Source organism: Leptospira soteropolitanensis (genome assembly GCF_026151655.1).
GTDB classification, from domain to species: Bacteria; Spirochaetota; Leptospiria; order Leptospirales; family Leptospiraceae; genus Leptospira_A; species Leptospira_A soteropolitanensis.
Genome location: NZ_JAMQPN010000001.1, coordinates 70,031 through 87,555, shown reverse-complemented (window position 1 = coordinate 87,555; position 17,525 = coordinate 70,031). Strand labels below are relative to the sequence as shown.

The window sequence follows — 17,525 nt, the reverse complement described above, 5'->3', positions numbered from 1 at the left end:
GACTAAATTTGCCTATTTTTGGTATCTATGGAACAAGTTTATATATTGGGCGGACTTAGATCTGCATTCGGTAGTTTTGGCGGAACTCTCAAAGATATGAGTGCCGTGGATCTTGGAGTAGAAGTCTCCAAAGCAGCACTTCAGAAAACTGGAGTGGACCCATCTCTCATTGAAGAAAGTATTTTTGGGAATGTCATTCCCACAGGCAAAGACGGAATCTATTTAGCGCGACACATTGGTTTGAAATCTGGAGTACCCATTGCGAGCCCTGCACTCACACTCAATAGACTTTGCGGTTCCGGAATGGAAGCTGTCATCCAAGCAGCCAAAAAAATTATGTTGGGTGAAGCACATACGGTTCTTGCCGGTGGTGTAGAATCAATGAGTAACGCACCTTATGTGGTTCGTAATGCAAGATTTGGTGTTCGTTATGGAAATTCTGAATTTGAAGATTCATTGGCGCAAGGTCTAACAGATATTTATGTGGAACTTCCTATGGGGATGACTGCTGAAAACTTAAGTGACCAATACAAAATTTCTAGAGAAGAACAGGATGAATGGGCTGCCACTTCTCAAGAAAGAGCCGAAGAAGCAACAAACAAAGGAATCTTAAAAGATGAGATTCATGCTATCACTATCAATGGAAAAAATCCAATTATATTTGATAAAGATGAGTTTATCAAAGGAAAAGCTGGCGCTACAAAGTTAGCAAGTTTAAAACCAGCTTTCAAAAAAGATGGAACAGTCACTGCGGGAAATGCATCCGGTATCAATGATGGTGCATCAGCTATGATTGTGGCTTCTGCATCCCAAGCAAAAAAACTAGGAAAAGAACCTTTGGCTATTGTGAAGTCTTGGGGACACGCTGGTTGTGATCCTGCAAAGATGGGAATTGGACCGGCCGTTGCTATCCCTGCTGCTTTACAAAAGGCCGGAATTAGTTTGAAAGATGTTGGTCTTGTAGAAGTAAACGAAGCCTTTGCTGCTCAATATTTAGCTGTTCAAAAAGAACTTGGGTTAGATCCAAAAATTACGAATGTCAATGGAGGTGCAGTTGCGATCGGACATCCACTCGGAGCTTCTGGGAACCGAGTGACATTGACTCTTGCATTAGAAATGCAAAGAAGAGGAGTCAAATACGGAGTAGCTTCCCTTTGTATTGGTGGTGGCCAAGGAATTGCTATCGTTTTAGAAAACCCCAAAGCATAGCCATCTAATTTAGTAACCTTCCGAGTAGTCCTTTTGGTACCTAACTTGCGGTGATTTCCGCAGTGAGGGTGGGGACATCTCGGAAGTAAAAAACCAATATCTGCTTAGGACTCAGTCGATTTCCGTCGATGTTAGAAGTAGTGCATGGATCCCCCCAGATTTCTTTTGGAAATGGACGTTTCAAGTGCTTCGAATCCTAATTGTAGCGGATAAATAAATGCATTCTGAAGTTAGGCGAAATCTTGAAAAAATCCGCACTGTGTTTCGCAGTAATTACCTATTAGCGGAGCTCGACGAAGCAGAGCGGGAAAGCCTACTACCATTTATCGAAGTACGTTTTGTTCGATTAGGACAAAACTTAATCAAAGCAAACGAAATGCCAGAATACATTCATTTTGTATTAACTGGTCGATTCGGAATGAAACAAAATAAAGAGGACCTAAGTTTAGGTAGGTATGCATTTGTTGAAGTGGGAGAATCAATAGGAGAAAGAATTACACTCACCAAAACTCCTTCAAAACATGATTATTATGCTCTCGAACCTTCTATTGTTTTATTACTTCCTTCCTCTCGTTTTTTAAAGTTAGTTGAATCTCATCCAGAAATTGCGGAAAAAGCAAAACACAGAGAAGACGAACAAGAAAAATTTCATTATGTACGTAAACTTAGTTTCTTTGAGGAACTTTCCCCAGAAGAGATTAAACTGATTCTTAAGTCCATTCAGTTAGTAAAAGTCCAGCAAGGAGATTTTATTTTTGCAGAAGGAGAAGAAGGAGACGCTGCTTACATTGTTCGATCTGGAAAAATTCAGATAAGGACAGAAAATCCAAGAAAGATTATCTCCATAATGCGTTCAGGGGATATCCTAGGTGAGATTGCTATTTTCAAACAACAAAAACGATTAGCAAGTGCAGTTGCGTCAGAAGATTCCGATTTATATAAAATCCCTGGTGCCATTTTCCGTAAGGTCATTGGTATTGAGAAAGGCAACAAACTTGAAGAAATTGTTCAATCGCGTTTGCTTCGTTATTCAACTTATAAAGCCAAGGAAAAAGAAGAGAATTCAATACGACCATTTATTTCGAAACGATTCGAAATCAGAAAGGGAACCAAAAAAATATATATTGAACAGGTTACAACAAACCAACCTACCTTAGTCGGACTTGTTTGCAGTGAACTTTCGTTGCGAACCTTTGATAAATCTCTTCCTAACAATTGGAAAATTAGAATTAAAAATGAACTAAATAGAAATATTGTTCCTGGAATTTTTGAATTAGCGATTGAATTAGAAAAGTTAGGTTTTTTAACCAAACAGCAGCATTTGTCTCCAGAACAATTGATCGAATTAGAAAATCCAGTTTTTGTTACAGACGATGAAAGTGTTCCTTGTTTGTTGTATTTGTATGATTCTGAATTAGATGCAGTTCTTATTTCGCATCCTATCAAAGGAGTCTATGAATTACCCATATCTCAGTTTTTGCAATTTTGGGATGGTGTGGTTTTACAATTCTCTCCGGCGCCACAGACAATGTCGGCCGATGTGAGTTTGCTAAGCTTTTTTAAAGAACTTCGAACTTTATTTAGTCCGAAACGTAGTGAAATTCGTTGGATCTTAGTTGCAACGATATTATCAGCATTATTGACATTGTCTTTACCGTATTTGATTCGTCAGGTGGTCGATCAAGTATTGGTTTTTTCTGATAAAAATTTTTTGTTCACATTGGTAACTGGAGTGGGGTTATCTATCCTTTTCCAAACTCTGTTTTCTTTATTTAAAAACCTTATCTCTATTGGGCTTATGCAAAGCCTGGAATATAACTATTTTGTGAGATTTTTTCAACATATACTCAATCTCACATTACCTGAATTTAGGAAATTTGAAACTGGTGATTTTACACAAAGACTAAAAGAGAATCAGAAAATATTAGAAATTACACAAAGATCTGGTTTGTTTTTAATTTTGGACTTAGTGACTCTACCGATTTATCTTTTTATTTTATTTCGATTGGATAGTAGCCTATCTTTTATTGGTATTTTGTTTGTCGTCGCATATTCATTGTTCGTCGTTCGTTCTGGTTCAAAAATCAAAAGATTACAAAAACATACTTTTGAATCTAAAAAGAAAACAACTTCCTTTTTTCTGTCTTTATTTGCAGGAATGCCACTTATTAAATCTTCGGCAATGGAAAGTCGTTATCTTTCTAAAGGGCTAAATGAAATTGCAAGAACAATCCTCACCAATTTACGAGTTGGAAAAAGGGTTCATGTTTTGCAATTGATGAGTAAGTTTTTTGAACAAATTGGACTTATCGCTGTAATTACATTTGGTGTTAGCGATGTTTTGGATGAATCGCTTTCGCTAGGAAGTTTTTTAGCTTTTTTGGTATTGTATTCTCTGCTCATGGAACCCATTGTTCGTCTTTGTCATTTATATGAAGATTTAAGTGAACTAAGAGAATCGCGAATGCGTTTGAAAGAAATTTATTCATTACCGGGTGAAATTGTCAGTCAACGTCCCTTTGGCGAACTTCCGAGATTAACTGGAAAAATAACATTAGATCATATTAGTTTTCGTTACTTAGAAACAAGTCCTGAAATACTATCCGATATTCATTTAGAAATAGAAGCCGGCGAAAAGATTGCTATTGTAGGTCGAAGTGGTTGTGGTAAATCTACTTTGATGAGAATTATGATGGGAACTTTAACTCCTACTAAAGGAAAAGTTTTTTTTGATTCATTTGATTTATCCACTTTAGATCCGGAAGAGGTAAGGATTCAGTTTGGTGCTGTAGAGCAAAATCCGATCCTTTTTTCTGGTAGCATATCAGAAAATTTATCTAAAAAAAATCCATCATTAAATAATGAATCTTTGTTAGCTGGTGCGAAATTAGCGTCGGTAGACCATTTTGTAGAAAGGTTCCCAATGAAATATGAAACTAAAATTGGAGAATCTGGTATTGGTCTTTCTGGTGGTCAAAGGCAAAGGTTAGCAATTGCTAGAGCTCTTGTTACAAACCCAAGTATTTTGTTTTTGGATGAACCAACTTCTGCTTTAGATTCTGAAACGGAATCACATATCCAATCTCAATGGGAAACAGTTTTTCAGGATAGAACTGTAGTTCAAATCTCACATAGGCTCCATAGTACAGTCAGTGCTGATAAAATTATTGTGTTGGATGAGGGGCGAATTGTCGAGATGGGAACTCATGCCGAATTAATTACAACAAAGGGTTTTTATTACCATTTATTCCCAACTTTAAGTGAAGGGGAAAAAGATGTTTAAAAAATTTAAAAATATAAAAGAAACTGATTCTAATTGGGAATCAAGGCATTCGGCATCCTATTATGATGAATTATTAAAACACCCTGCACCGAACTGGGAACGTAAAGGCATTTATTTAATCAGTATTTTCTTTCTATGTTTTGTTCTCTTTTTGGTATTTGGAAAAGTCGATGTAGTTGTGCAAGCGACTGGGTCGATTCGACCTAAAGGGAACTACTATGTAGTTGAAGCTTTAGAGACAGGAACGCTGACAAATCTGTATGTAAAATCTGGGGATTATCTCAAAAAAGGCGACCCCATTATGGAACTAGAGTTTTCTGAACAACAAATCGAGTTATCGAAAGACACGAATAACTTAGATTATGAAGAAAAGAAATTACAGCGATTAATCAGAAATAAAAAAGAAGCAGAGAAAATTTTAAAAAACTTAGCTTTTAATTTAGAGAATAATTCTGGCTCTGCATTGTCAGGTGGGGTCTTAAGTAAATTTGTAAGTTTAAAAAAAGCATATATGGATTTTCAAAATGGCGTCGGAGCAAAGTTTATATATGATCAAAGTTTATTAGAGTTTAATGAAGAGTTCGGAAATTTAAAGGACGAAATACAAAGAGAAGAAAATACTATTTCTAGCCTTAGAGGTGATACAAAATTAAAACGAGAAAGGGTAGCCAATGCAATTATGCGAATGCCTTTTTCTGGTATCATCGGCGAGCTTTCTGTAAATAACGTAGGCCAAAATATTATACGAGGGCAGGCAGTGGCTGCTTTAATGGAAGAAGGCCAACCATTAGAGGCCATTGTGGAAGTGAGCAGTAAAGATATTGGTGCCGTTCGTGTAGGCTTATCATCAGTAATTAAGGTTAAGGCTTTCCATCAAAACGATTTCGGTGTAGTCGAAGGAACTGTTTCGCAAATTATCCCTAATACAAAAGAAAAAGATTCTTTTTCAGTAATTTTAATTTTAGGAACACAAGATTTGAATCAAGATGGAAAAGAATTCAAACTGTTTCCTGGATTAAAGGTCGTTGCCGATATCGTAATAGATAGAAAAAGTATTTATCAAATATTGTTTCGTTTTGCGGATCCTAGGAATTAAAATTGAAGAATAAGATAGCAGAAATTCCTAAATCGCTACTTGAGGATGAGTTTTTATCTAAACTCACTTCGAATGATTTAAAAAAAATTCTCAGCTTATTCGAATTTAGATCTCTTGTAGCAAATGATAGGATTGGTGGAAATGAGTTTGAACCAACTCCACTCTTAATAGTAGAAACAGGAAGGGTTCAAGTAAAATTAAAGATAAATGAAAAAGAACTTTTGATTAAAACCTTAACAGAAGGTGCTTTTTATGGAGTCAGTGAGTTCTCTTCGGATTCTTTAAAAAAACAAATTTTTCAAGTAGAAGAAAATTCAAGGGTTCGTGTATTATCACAACTTCAATTCCTAAAGTTCATTGAGTCGGATAATAGCAGAAAAAAAATATGGATTGAACACAAGGAAAATGTCCAACTTCGTGATGAATTAAGAATCCATCCTTATTTTAGAAAACTTTCCAATTCCGAAATCCAAGAGTTATCTAAAATACTGGTAAAACGTAAGGTTTTGTCTGGACAAACTTTAATTAAGGAAGGAACAAAAAGTTCTTCATTATTTTTCATTCGCTCAGGGAGATTCAAAGTTACCAAATCAACCTGGCAAAAGGATTATTTTTCCTTTGTTGAAGCAGGATCAGTGTTAGGTGAGATGGGGGTATTGGAAAAAAAAGCTAGAAATGCAACGGTTACTGCAGTTGAGGAAAGTTATGTATATGAACTTTCTTCAACAGATGCAGAAGCATTTTTTAAAAAATCGGAAAGTCTATTGATTACCATTCGTTCTATTATGAGTGAAAGAAAACTAAACTTAGGAGATGGTACTGAAGAAGATACTATTGGAACATTTTCTATTTATGAAGAAGACAGGTTTCATTATTTACCGAAATTAAAATTTCCCCCACCCATTAGAAATCAGATACGATTTCCTTTTTTATTTCAAGACGGTAAATCTCAGTCAGGTGATGCATGTCGCAAAATGATTTTTCGATATTGGGGCTTTTCATTTGCCGATTACGATGCAGATCCAACTTTTCCTGACTTTGATCCAGATATCAGACCAAAACATTGGAAAACTAGTTTTGGCGAAAATAAGGGAGAATGTTACTTTGTTAATTGGAAAGATCATGAACTCGAACTAAATAACATTCCGACAATTGGATTTATTGAAAATGCAAGATACGTTATCTTAAAATCGTTTGAAAAAAAAAGAGTAAATATTTTTGATCCAGAATTTGGGGAGATAAGCCTTTCACGCGAAGAGTGGGAGCAGAAATCTTCCGATATAGTTATATATTTCATTCCCAAAATCAAACCTGAATCGAAGTGGGAGTTGAGGAATCGGTTCTTTTCAGGTTTGGCAGAATATTTTTTACCTGCGATCAAATATTTAAAAGCAGGCATTATTGCAAGTTTTGTGATTAAAGGTTTGGAAGTTTTTATTCCATTAGTAAATTTATATTTAATCGACGCAGTTCTCCTCCAAGAAAATAAAGAATTTTTTCTACCCGTTATCTTTTCCGTTGTTTTACTTAGTTTTTCTCAATCTTTTCTCGCTTATTTCAGATCGAATGTGATTTTTTTTACAAGTAATCGAGTAAATCAAACAATTGCTATTCGGTTCTTAGTAAAATTGATTTCATTGCCAATTTCCTTCTTTGAAAGAAACAGAAAAGGGGAAATTTTAAACCGTTGGGAAGAAATTGAATCTGTTATTTCGTTTTTCTCTGACCAAGGAGCAATGAAGTTCTTTGATTTACTTTTTAGTTCTTTAGTATTTGTAATCTTTCTTTTTCTATCTCCAGTTTTGCTTATGATGATTATCTTGTTAATTCTACCTGAGATGTTGATCTTGCATGCACTAACTCCTAAGATTGTCGAAGAAACAAAGAAAGAATCGTTGAAGAAGTCGGAAACGCTGAGTTATTTTATCGAAACTATTAATGGATTTGAGACTATCAAAAATTTAGGAGCTACTTATTCACACCGTTGGGATTTTGAAAAACGACTTACCTCTCAATTAAATTCGGAGGGGAAAAAATTATTTTATTCCAACTTGCTTTTTACAAATACAGAATTTTTTAAACAAATGACTGTAGTAGTTGTTATGTTAGTTGGTAGTATTTTGATTTTGAAAGATCAGATGTCACTTGGGACCTTGTATGCGATCATCGGTTTAGTTGCTTATATTCGCAATCCGATTGTTTCGTTATATGATGATTTTTTGAAATTTCAGAAAGCTAATATATCCTGGAATAGGTTGCGCAGTTTTGAATCGCTAGATAGTGAAATCACTGATAAGGATAATCTCTTCAAGGTGGATCTTCCAGAAGTAAAGGGAAACATTGAGTTTAAGAATTTGAGTTTTTCGTACGACAGTTTAAAACCGGAATCAGGTATCCGTAATTTAACATTAACAATTCAAGCCGGTAAAAAAATTGCTTTTGTCGGTCGAAGTGGAAGTGGTAAGTCCACGATTTTAAAATTAATACTAGGTTTGTATCAACCGCAAGATGGAGAAATTACTATTGATGAGGTATCTTTGAATGAAATTTGGCTTCCTAGTTTGCGAACTAAAATTGGAGTTATTTTTCAAGAGAATCCCTTAATTTCCGGAACGGTTAGAGAAAATATATCGATCACTAAACCAGAAGCGACACTTAGTGAAGTAGTGGAGGCTTCAAAACTGGCTTGTATTCATGATGACATCGTCAAACTCCCGCTTGGTTACGATACAGAAATTTCTGAAAAAGGATTCGTTTTCTCTGGAGGCCAAAAACAAAGGTTTTCTTTGGCTCGTTTATTTCTACAAAAGCCAAACCTCTTGTTGTTGGACGAGCCGACAGCTTCTCTTGATAAAGAAACAGAAGCTAGAATTCTGTCTCATATAAATACAGTTTTTGCAGGTGCAACGATCATCACGGTGGCCCATAGATTAGATACTATCCGCAATTATGATCAGATTTTTGTATTGGAAAGAGGAAAATTGGAGAGCAAAGGAACTCATCGTGAACTACTTTCTAAGGGTGGAATTTATCAATTACTTCATTCCAAACAGGAAGCAATCCGATAATTGACTTAGTGATCCGCTTTTTTCTATATATACTTTTCAGTTTTGTTACATTTTTTTGGGTCTCCAATATACTTTCGGAAACTGTAGATTTTTACGACTTGCCTAAGTTAGTTGGCGAGAAGTCATACGAATTGAAATTGAAAGAAATGGAAATCGAACGGAAAAAAATTGATATTGATTCCAGAAATTTACGTTATTTGCCCTCCGTTAATTTAGAACATTCTCCTTTTTTCGAAGCATTGAGAGGTGATGGATACAATAGAAAGGGATGGAATACTAGTTTAAATTTAAATTGGAATTTTCAAGACCAGGGAAACACAGTTCTCACCAATATGATTTTGGAATTGGAATATGAGCGATTGTTGTTAGAATATCGCGCTTTATACCAAAAAGAATTATTTGATCAGGCATTTCAATATGCTGAAACATTAAAACTATTGGCATTTTATGATTATGATTTTTCTAACGAATCTGATGCTGATAAACAATTCCAAACGGTTCAGAAACTTTACAAACAAGGAATAGAATCATATTTAGTTACACAAAACTCCAAAGTGGATTATTTTTTTTATAAGTACAATGCTGTTAAATCTAGATTAGACCAACAAAAGAGTCAGTCAATATTTAGAAGAAAGTTTTTATTAAAGGAAGTTGCCTTAAAACAAATTCCTGCGCGTGAATATAAAATCCTTCCATTGGAAACTACGCTAGCTGAGTACGAAAAAAATCTTACAAATCTAAATTTTGATATTATTTTGACAATCAATCAGGTGAAGATTTTAGAAATCCAAAAAATGGTTCGCTTTAATGAGTTGTGGGTTCCTGATTTTTTTGTAAATGTCTACAATCAAACGAGTCGTGAATCTTATTCCGGTTTGAGTGGAACTTGGGCCAACTCAATGGAGGTGTATGATTATAGTAGAAATGATTTTAGTCGTTATGCTAGATCCTCCGATGCAGATTTTAACGTAGGTGGAAATTTTGGATTTCGTTTTCCTTTATTCAATCGTTGGTTGTCAAAAAATGAATTTGATAAATCAAAAATTGAAATCAAGTTAGCAAAATCCCAATCACAGTTTTTGCGCGAAAACACGGGATTGTATCTTTTTGAATTGATCCAACAACATAACAATTTAGTCGAATTGTACGATATTTCGAGAGAAAGTAAACGTATCGCAGAAGAAAACTATCAAATCATGGAAAAAGCATACAAAACTGGTTCAGCTTCCATTATTGAACTGCAAACGGTAGATAGGCGACTTCGTGACGTTATGCGAAACGAAATTCAAAACAGATATGACCTGATACAGTTAAGACTTCAAATTGGTCTCCTCTTGGGAGATACAATGAAGTTTTTAAATAACTAAAGATCTGTAGGTCGGACTTTCGTTTCCGGATTATTCAATTCACCAATCTCACACCTTTCTTTTTTCCATTGATCTAAAATTTCATCCGCTTTGACTTTATTTTTATAATGTATATAAGGTGTTGTGAGAATTGGTATAAGAAAGACAGGAGACAAGGCAGAATGGAGTAGGGAAAGAGTGACTACTAGTCCGAGAGTTAAAACATTTTCATCAAATACTTCCGTTACTTGCCGCTTGGTTTGGTAATAATATGCTAAACAATCGTCTGTATGGTTAGCTGGATTAAAGGGAATACTCACACATCCAACGAAACTGACTAAATTGAATATTATAATGATTCTGATAAATTTTGGATACATGTTCTAACAGCTTCTAAATTCGTTTCTTCAATCATTCGATGAAAATTTCTGACTTTGTAAAGTCCATACAGGAATTCGCTCGTTTTCCCTTTTCTGGTAATGGTTTCTTCTTTCAGAAGGGTTTTATTCTTATATAACTGATACTTAAAATCGACAGTATACTCGCCTTCCCTAAGTTGGATGGGCCATATTCCAGTGAGTGGCCAAAGTGCAGGCCAAGTATACCACCAATTGTATTTATCGTGAAAGTCTGTTTTCATCTCCACATCGATTGTATAATATTCGGATGTAGTTTTAGGATCGAGTTCCGTGGAAATTGTTTGAAATATGCCAGAAGATGTTAGGTGACCTTTGAAAGCTGTTCTCCATGCATCTGTATAGACTCCTCTATCGGCAGAAAGTATTTCAAACTTTCCAATCACTATAGGTAGGTTAGATTGTGTCCTGCTCATATTTCCATTTGGTGATGGCGGTGGAACTTGGCGTAAATCTACGGAACAATGAATGAACAAAAGAAATGGGATAAAGTAGGTAAGAAGTCGCATTTTCAGTTGCATAGTGTAATAGATAATGGTAAACTGATCAATCAATTTTCTTGTATTTATAGATTTGAATATGCTTTTCTATTTCTTTATCCAATTTATATTCTTTGGGCACAAAAACTGGGGTAAGTTGGTTTTGGAACTGGTAAAAAACAAAATAATCTGCGGAGTATGTTTTGTTTGATAAAAATAACTGAACCTGATTTCGGTTAGAAAGGTATTGCGGAATATTCGATACGATCGATTTACCTTCTAATAGGTTACGAAGTATAGACACATCTTTTGTTGATAAACCTGGATTCATAAATTCCCTTTTATAAGAATATGTTTTGGAAAGGGGGCCAAACCAAACGAATAAAGCAATAGATACTAATAGAGAAGTGAAACAAAATAGATATTTTTTTTTCCTATTAAATGTTTCTACGATTTCGATAAAGCAAATAAAAAGGATGGGAACGGCTATAAAGCTGTGATGAGTGAATGGTGTTTTATTTACCTCATAAGAGGAGAGGATAGAATAAAAAAGATACGGTAACAAACAAAGGATCAGTTTATTTTTAAATTGTAAAAATAAAAACGGTAAATTAAGAAACAAAAATAGATATGGAAACAGATGTAAATTTTGTAAGGCACCGATTGGGTTTTTGTAACGTTCCCAGTGGGTTGGTATAGAAAGATTTGTAATAGAATCTTGCATTTTGCTTAAAAGAAAGATAGAAAACAAAAAATAAAGTAAGGATAGAGTTCCTATGAATAAACTTTCTTTTGGATTCTTTCGCAATATTACTAGAGCAAATATTATCCAAACCAAAGCACATTCTTCTTTTACAAGCAGACTCAATGCAAAAAAAAGAACCCAATACTTCGATTTTTTTTTCCAGAAGTAATAGAATAAGAAAAAAAGTGGAATCCATAATACTTCAGGATGGAAATCAAAAATTTGAATCCAATAAATAGGAAGAAATAAAGTGTAAAGGAAAGGATAAACCAGATGGTAGGATTTTTCCCATTTGTAAAATGGAAAGATCAAAATAGGGATACTTAAAACCAAGGCTTGGAATATAAGCAAACTTTCAACATACGGAAAAAGATAGTATAACAGATATAAGGGGTAAATAAACCAATTGATATGATCGGCAAAATAATGGTGATTGTTACCGTCGACACCGAGGGATGTGATTGCCTTCCCCTGATGGATTAAATTATAAAATAGGTTTTCGAAAAGTCCAATATCCACTCCCGCACCCATATGTTGGTAACGAAAAATGGATCTTTCCGATAAAAAATAAAATACCACCAACCATAAAAGAAAGGAAGGTAGGTGGTAACGTAGTCGTTTCATTTTATTTGGTAAAACTACCGGTTAGGGCCGCTTCTGCACATTTCATTCCATCGATAGCGGCGGAAACAATTCCACCTGCATATCCTGCACCTTCTCCACAGGGAAATAACCCTTTGATTTGAATGTGTTCTAATGTAACGGGGTTTCTCGGAACTTGAATGGGAGAAGAAGTTCTTGTTTCCGGTGCATGGATGATGGCTTCATTTGTGAAGTATCCTTTCATCGATGACTCAAATTCTTGGAATCCTTTTTTTAAAGAATCGGTTATGAGTGGAGGCAGTAATTCTGATAATGATACAGAAACCAGTCCTGGTGTGTAAGACGTCTTTGGAAGGTCATTAGAAATTTTATTTTTTGTAAAATCAACCATTCGTTGTGCAGGAGCTTTTTGTGTACCTCCATTCATAGCAAAAGCCATTTTTTCGATTGAAGATTGATATTGCAGAGCAGAAAATACACCATAGGATTCAAATGATTTGAAATCATCAATTCGAAGTTCTACGACGATTCCAGAATTAGCTGTGGGTCTGGAACGTTCCGCACTTGACCAACCATTAGTAACAACTTCACCAGGTTTAGTGGCACAAGGAGCAATCACTCCGCCAGGACACATACAGAAACTATAAACACCTCTTCCATTGATTTGTTTAACAAGGGAATATTCGGAAGCAGGAAGAAGCGGATTTTTGACATCACAATGGTATTGTATTGAATCAATCAAACTTTGTGGATGTTCTACTCGAACTCCAATGGCAAGAGGTTTTGTTTGGATTTGAATTCCTTTTTCATAGAGAAGTTGGAACATCTCTCTACCGGAATGGCCCGTCGCAATGATGACGTTTTTTGCCATCCACTTTTCTCCAGAGTGAGACTTTACTCCGGTAATAGAATTTCCTGAGAGAATTAAATCTATAATTCGAGTTTTAAAATGTATTTCTCCACCTGCTGCGAGAATGCATTCTCTGATATTTTGAATGATGCGAGGAAGTTTGTTTGTGCCAATATGTGGATGTGCATCAACTAATATTTGTTTTGTTGCGCCAAAAGTTACCAAATATTCTAAAACTTTTCGAACGTTTCCTCGTTTTTTGGATCTAGTATAGAGTTTTCCATCGGAATAAGTTCCAGCTCCTCCTTCTCCAAAACAATAATTAGAATCTTCATTAACTATATGATGTACGTTTATACCACGAAGGTCTTCCACTCTTTCTTTGACATTTTTTCCACGTTCCAAGATGATCGGTTTTTTTCTTAACTCTAGTACTCGTAAGGCGGCAAAGAGTCCTGCAGGACCAGCTCCAATGATGATTACTGGTTCTTCTAGGGCCACATTTGGGAAATGAGGAATTGGATACTCGAGAGGAATATATTCTTCATTGATATAAACATCCAATTGTAATTGGAAAACTACATTTCTTTGTCTTGCATCAATGGACCGAGAAGTACATTCAATATGTTTTATATCAGATTTTGGAATTTTGTTTTGTTTGGATACAAACTGCAACAAATGATCTGGATTGGATGCAATCTCTGGAGTGACTCTTACGTTTAGTTCTAGTTTCAAGGTTAAATTCGTAATCTAAATTTCTAAATTAAATAATAATAGAAAATAAGGAGATAACTTACAATCCCTGGATTGTGAGATTATTGATTTAGACTTTTTCTCATTAAAGATGCAATCGCTTTTTCATTTTCTCCGGACATAGAATTTAGATTTGCGATCACAAGATTTCGGCGTTCAATCGAATGATTTTGGCTTAGTTTCTGTTTCCCTTCGATGTGAGTGATTTTGATTTCAAAAGGAACAATCCCTTTTTTTAATCCTTCTGTATAGTTTGTATCTACAGAATTAATTTGGTATTTAGAATCTTTTGGTTCAAAACGATTGACTAAGGTTATCAAACTTTTTTGGATTTTTTCGGGATCATCCACAATATTTAAGATTCCCTTCACATGCACTGCAGTAAAATTCCAAGTGGGAACAGCTCGGTCTGTTTCATACCAAGCCGGCGAAATATAACAATGTGGACCAGAAAAAATACAAAGAACTTCTTTTCCCACACTTTCCTTTTGTGGGTTTGGTTTTGCAAAGTGACCCACTAAACTTTGTTTGTCGTCTGAAAGTAAGAGAGGCAAATGTGTTGCTTCCATCCCGCTTTTCGATTCAGATACTAAAATTGAAAAGGGATTCTCTTCGATAGATTGGTAAATGAAATGGGTTTCCATTTGAAAATGTTCCGGGATGTACACTATGTCCGTCTCCTAAGTTAAACTGACTTCCAGAAATAAGTCAAAAATTCTGTTTCTTGTTCAAAACCTTCATTTTGATACAATGCACGAGCTTCTTTATTATGAGCCGAAGTAGAAAGTTCTAATCCTTTACCCGAATTTGTTTTGGTAAAGGTTTTTGCTTCTGCTATCAATTGTTTGGCGATCCCTTGTTTGCGGAATTGATTTTTTACATAGAGGTCATTTAAAATATAAGATCTTTGCATCGAAATAGAAGAAAACACTGGATATAGTTGTGTAAATCCTGCGATTTCGCCACTATTCGGATCTTCTGCTACAAAAATAATTGACTGTCCATGTTCCATTCTGTCTTGCAGAAATCGGTTTGCGCCTGTTATGTTGGTAGCTTGTCCATAGAATTGTCTGTATTCATCGAATACAGAGGAAATTTTGGATACGTCTTTATAGTTCGCTTGTCTTATTTTCATATTTTGGTACCAATGAGAAACAAATTACTGATAAAATTGCTGTGACCGGTGTTGCCAGTAAAGTTTCTAAATCGGTGACGGCAACTAGATTCCCAATTGTGTTAAGTAAAAAAATAGTTCCAATAAATCCAAAAACGATTCTGATCCAGATGGGCACCAAACCTTGGTTTAAGTATTGGGTATACTGAAAACTTGACCATAATAAGAATGCATTTACGATAAGAGAAACAGATTCCATCAAATACATTTCTTCTACATTGCTTAGTCTTCCGCCCCAAAGGTATTGGAATGGAATCACTTGTAATAAAGCTAAGATATGAAAGATCATCGTCATTGAAAATAAAATGATTAAGATTCTGCTTGTTACGGTCCTAATTTTTTTGGATGGATTCCACATACTATTTTCCTTTGGTTTGTAAGTAATAAACATAGTCAATTTCTGGAGATTTGCCACCTAGTTGGGTGATAGCGGCAGTGATTTGTCCTCGGTGATGAGTTCTGTGATTAAAATTATGTTGTATGACATCAGAAAAGTTAAGTTCTGCTTCAAATCCTCTCATGGTTTTATAACGAAAGAGACTATCCCATATCGAACTATCTAGACTTGTGAGCCACGAATTCCATAATTCTAAACTTTGTATCATTCGACTTTTTAATGTTTGACGATTAAGCTCAAGTTCTTCTGCTAAAGAGGATGGGACGTAGACTTCTCCGATAAGTCGTGAATACCATACTTTCTCCACAAGTAACAAATGGTTGAGTGTTCCATGAATGGATTTAAAAAATAAACCTGCATCTTTTTTGTAATCTTCATCCGAGAAGGTATCGATCGAGTCATACAAAAGATTTGTGGCCCAAATATGATAAGCATTGTTTCTCAAGAAAAAATCTTTCATAGTGAAAGATTTTTCTGAGTGATCCGAGAAATCAATGACTAATTTAAATCTAATATTTATCCTTCAAGTTCTGTTTCATTTTCTAATAAATAAAAAAACTAATCAGAACTGTAGCAATTACTACGATCCACGAAGGAGTTTTCCAATATTCCAAAAACAAAAAACCGGAGATGGCAAGAGCAAAATCTTTTGGGGAGAGAATGGCACTTGTCCAGACCGGCTGATAAAGGGCGGCGAGTAGTATTCCTACAACGGATGCATTGATTCCTAACATGGATTTACGAATGTTTGGATTGTTTCGTAGTTTCTCCCAAAAAGGTAAAACACCGACAATCAAAAGAAAGGAAGGTAAAAAAGCAGCCACCAAACAAATGATAGCTCCTAGCCATCCACTTGGTTCTACACTAGATACAGCTCCTAAATAACTACTAAAAGCAAACAATGGACCTGGGATTGCATTGGAGATTCCATAACCAGCAAGAAAAAGATCATTATTCACCCAACCGGAAGGAACAACTTCTGATTGCAAAAGCGGTAGTACGACATGGCCACCACCAAAGACGAGTGCACCGGCTCGATAAAAACTATCAAATAGTTTGATTGTTTGGTTTGGATAGATTTCTCTTAAGAAAGGAAGAACCAATAATAATGCAAAAAATAGAATTAAAAATAAATAACCAATGTTATTATTTCCTTTGTGTAAAGGTTCATGTGGAAGTTCAGAAGAAGATTTAAGAAAAAAGATCCCAAAGATTCCAAAAAAAAATAGAATCAATATTTGTAAAAAGGCAGAACTGAAAAAAAGCAAGATAACGCTTGTTATTATGGCAATGGTGATTCGTTCTTTATCTGGGCAAAGTTTTTTTCCCATACCGAGGATGGCTTGTGCGACCACAGCTACAGCAACCACTTTTAATCCATGAAGCCAATGGTTGTGCGCATTCATATCCATCTTTGAAATTCCAAGTCCAAAAAGAATTAGAACTATAGCAGATGGCAATGTAAAACCAATCCAGGAAAGGATCGAACCGAAAATCCCCGCTCGGGAAAGTCCAATGGCCATCCCCACTTGGCTACTGGCAGGTCCAGGTAAAAATTGGCAAAGGGCAACTAAGTCAGCATAGGCATGTGCACTAATCCATTTTTTTTTGGTAACATATTCATCATGAAAATAACTCAAGTGAGCGATTGGTCCACCAAACGAAGTGCAGCCGAGCTTTAGTGCAGTAAAAAAAACTTCAAAATATTTCATGAAATTTCAATCCTAAATACAATTCCTTGGAATTTGATTGTGAGTTTGATAAGGCTAATTAAGTATTTCACCGATTAACTCTTTTAATTTTATTTTTGCTGCAACCAATTCTTTTTTTCCTTTAGGTGTGATGCGGTAGAATTTACGTTTTATTTTTCCCAATTGTTCTGTTCTGGATCGCATGAACCCTTTGTCTTCTAAACTTTTTAATAGAGGGTATAAAGAACCAGGACTAATTTTGTAACCATGTTCCTTTAGTTCTTTCATCATCCAAACACCGTAAATTTCTTCCTTTTCACTGTGATGTAGAATATGAATTTTGATGAAACTGGAAAAAAATTCATTAATTCGCATTCAGAATCAAATTACGATATCGAAATTAGATAGTCAAATC

15 protein-coding genes are annotated in these 17,525 nt (G+C 35.1%); 5 read left to right on the top strand and 10 right to left on the bottom strand.

The genetic code is table 11. From position 1 onward, the window contains the following. The first annotated feature begins 27 nt into the window (after nucleotides 1-27). The 5 genes from ND811_RS00410 (at nucleotide 28) to ND811_RS00390 (ending at nucleotide 10,023) form a co-directional block, all read left to right on the top strand. A complete protein-coding gene (locus ND811_RS00410; protein WP_265350879.1) occupies nucleotides 28-1,209 on the top strand; it encodes an acetyl-CoA C-acetyltransferase in 1,182 nt (393 codons plus the stop codon). A 217-nt stretch (nucleotides 1,210-1,426) separates the two neighbouring features. Next, nucleotides 1,427-4,492 (top strand): peptidase domain-containing ABC transporter, encoded by a 3,066-nt coding sequence (locus ND811_RS00405; protein ID WP_265350880.1) that lies wholly within the window; start codon nucleotides 1,427-1,429, stop codon nucleotides 4,490-4,492. Further along, nucleotides 4,485-5,588, top strand: coding sequence for a beta-barrel domain-containing protein (locus tag ND811_RS00400; protein ID WP_265350881.1), 1,104 nt, complete (start codon nucleotides 4,485-4,487; stop codon nucleotides 5,586-5,588). The genes ND811_RS00405 and ND811_RS00400 overlap by 8 nt, the downstream gene beginning before the upstream one ends. Nucleotides 5,589-5,590: 2 nt before the next feature. Continuing rightward, the gene (locus ND811_RS00395; RefSeq protein ID WP_265350882.1) at nucleotides 5,591-8,656 is read left to right on the top strand and encodes an ATP-binding cassette domain-containing protein; all 3,066 of its coding nucleotides are present in this window, start codon (nucleotides 5,591-5,593) and stop codon (nucleotides 8,654-8,656) included. 8 nt (nucleotides 8,657-8,664) lie between these two features. Further along, nucleotides 8,665-10,023, top strand: coding sequence for a TolC family protein (locus ND811_RS00390; protein WP_265350883.1), 1,359 nt, complete (start codon nucleotides 8,665-8,667; stop codon nucleotides 10,021-10,023). On the opposite strand, the gene ND811_RS00385 is transcribed toward ND811_RS00390, so the two are convergent. From ND811_RS00385 to ND811_RS00340, 10 genes are all read right to left on the bottom strand, one after another. Further along, the gene (locus ND811_RS00385) at nucleotides 10,020-10,382 is read right to left on the bottom strand and encodes a hypothetical protein (RefSeq protein WP_265350884.1); all 363 of its coding nucleotides are present in this window, start codon (nucleotides 10,380-10,382) and stop codon (nucleotides 10,020-10,022) included. The genes ND811_RS00390 and ND811_RS00385 overlap by 4 nt on opposite strands. Then, complete coding sequence (locus tag ND811_RS00380; protein ID WP_265350979.1) at nucleotides 10,352-10,927, bottom strand: LBF_2127 family putative lipoprotein; 576 nt, start codon at nucleotides 10,925-10,927, stop codon at nucleotides 10,352-10,354. Before ND811_RS00380 ends, ND811_RS00385 begins: the two co-directional genes overlap by 31 nt. 37 nt (nucleotides 10,928-10,964) lie before the next feature. Next, entirely contained in the window at nucleotides 10,965-12,266 is a 1,302-nt protein-coding gene (locus ND811_RS00375; protein ID WP_265350885.1) for a DUF2079 domain-containing protein, read from the bottom strand. Nucleotide 12,267: 1 nt separating this feature from the next. Beyond that, a complete protein-coding gene (locus tag ND811_RS00370; RefSeq protein WP_265350886.1) occupies nucleotides 12,268-13,830 on the bottom strand; it encodes an NAD(P)/FAD-dependent oxidoreductase in 1,563 nt (520 codons plus the stop codon). 80 nt (nucleotides 13,831-13,910) lie between these two features. After that, on the bottom strand, nucleotides 13,911-14,516 hold the full coding sequence (locus tag ND811_RS00365) for an FMN-binding negative transcriptional regulator (RefSeq protein ID WP_265350887.1): 606 nt from the start codon (nucleotides 14,514-14,516) through the stop codon (nucleotides 13,911-13,913). 17 nt (nucleotides 14,517-14,533) lie between these two features. Then, a complete protein-coding gene (locus ND811_RS00360) occupies nucleotides 14,534-14,983 on the bottom strand; it encodes a GNAT family N-acetyltransferase (protein WP_265350888.1) in 450 nt (149 codons plus the stop codon). Further along, nucleotides 14,958-15,380: a hypothetical protein gene (locus ND811_RS00355; RefSeq protein ID WP_265350889.1), complete on the bottom strand. Its 423-nt coding sequence runs from the start codon at nucleotides 15,378-15,380 to the stop codon at nucleotides 14,958-14,960. Before ND811_RS00355 ends, ND811_RS00360 begins: the two co-directional genes overlap by 26 nt. Before the next feature lies 1 nt (nucleotide 15,381). Next, nucleotides 15,382-15,879, bottom strand: a complete 498-nt coding sequence (locus ND811_RS00350) for a DinB family protein (protein WP_265350890.1) — start codon at nucleotides 15,877-15,879, stop codon at nucleotides 15,382-15,384. Nucleotides 15,880-15,961: 82 nt separating this feature from the next. After that, the gene (gene chrA / locus ND811_RS00345; RefSeq protein WP_265350891.1) at nucleotides 15,962-17,131 is read right to left on the bottom strand and encodes a chromate efflux transporter; all 1,170 of its coding nucleotides are present in this window, start codon (nucleotides 17,129-17,131) and stop codon (nucleotides 15,962-15,964) included. 54 nt (nucleotides 17,132-17,185) lie between these two features. Next, nucleotides 17,186-17,485: a PadR family transcriptional regulator gene (locus ND811_RS00340; RefSeq protein ID WP_265350892.1), complete on the bottom strand. Its 300-nt coding sequence runs from the start codon at nucleotides 17,483-17,485 to the stop codon at nucleotides 17,186-17,188. Between the last annotated feature and the right edge of the window lie 40 nt (nucleotides 17,486-17,525).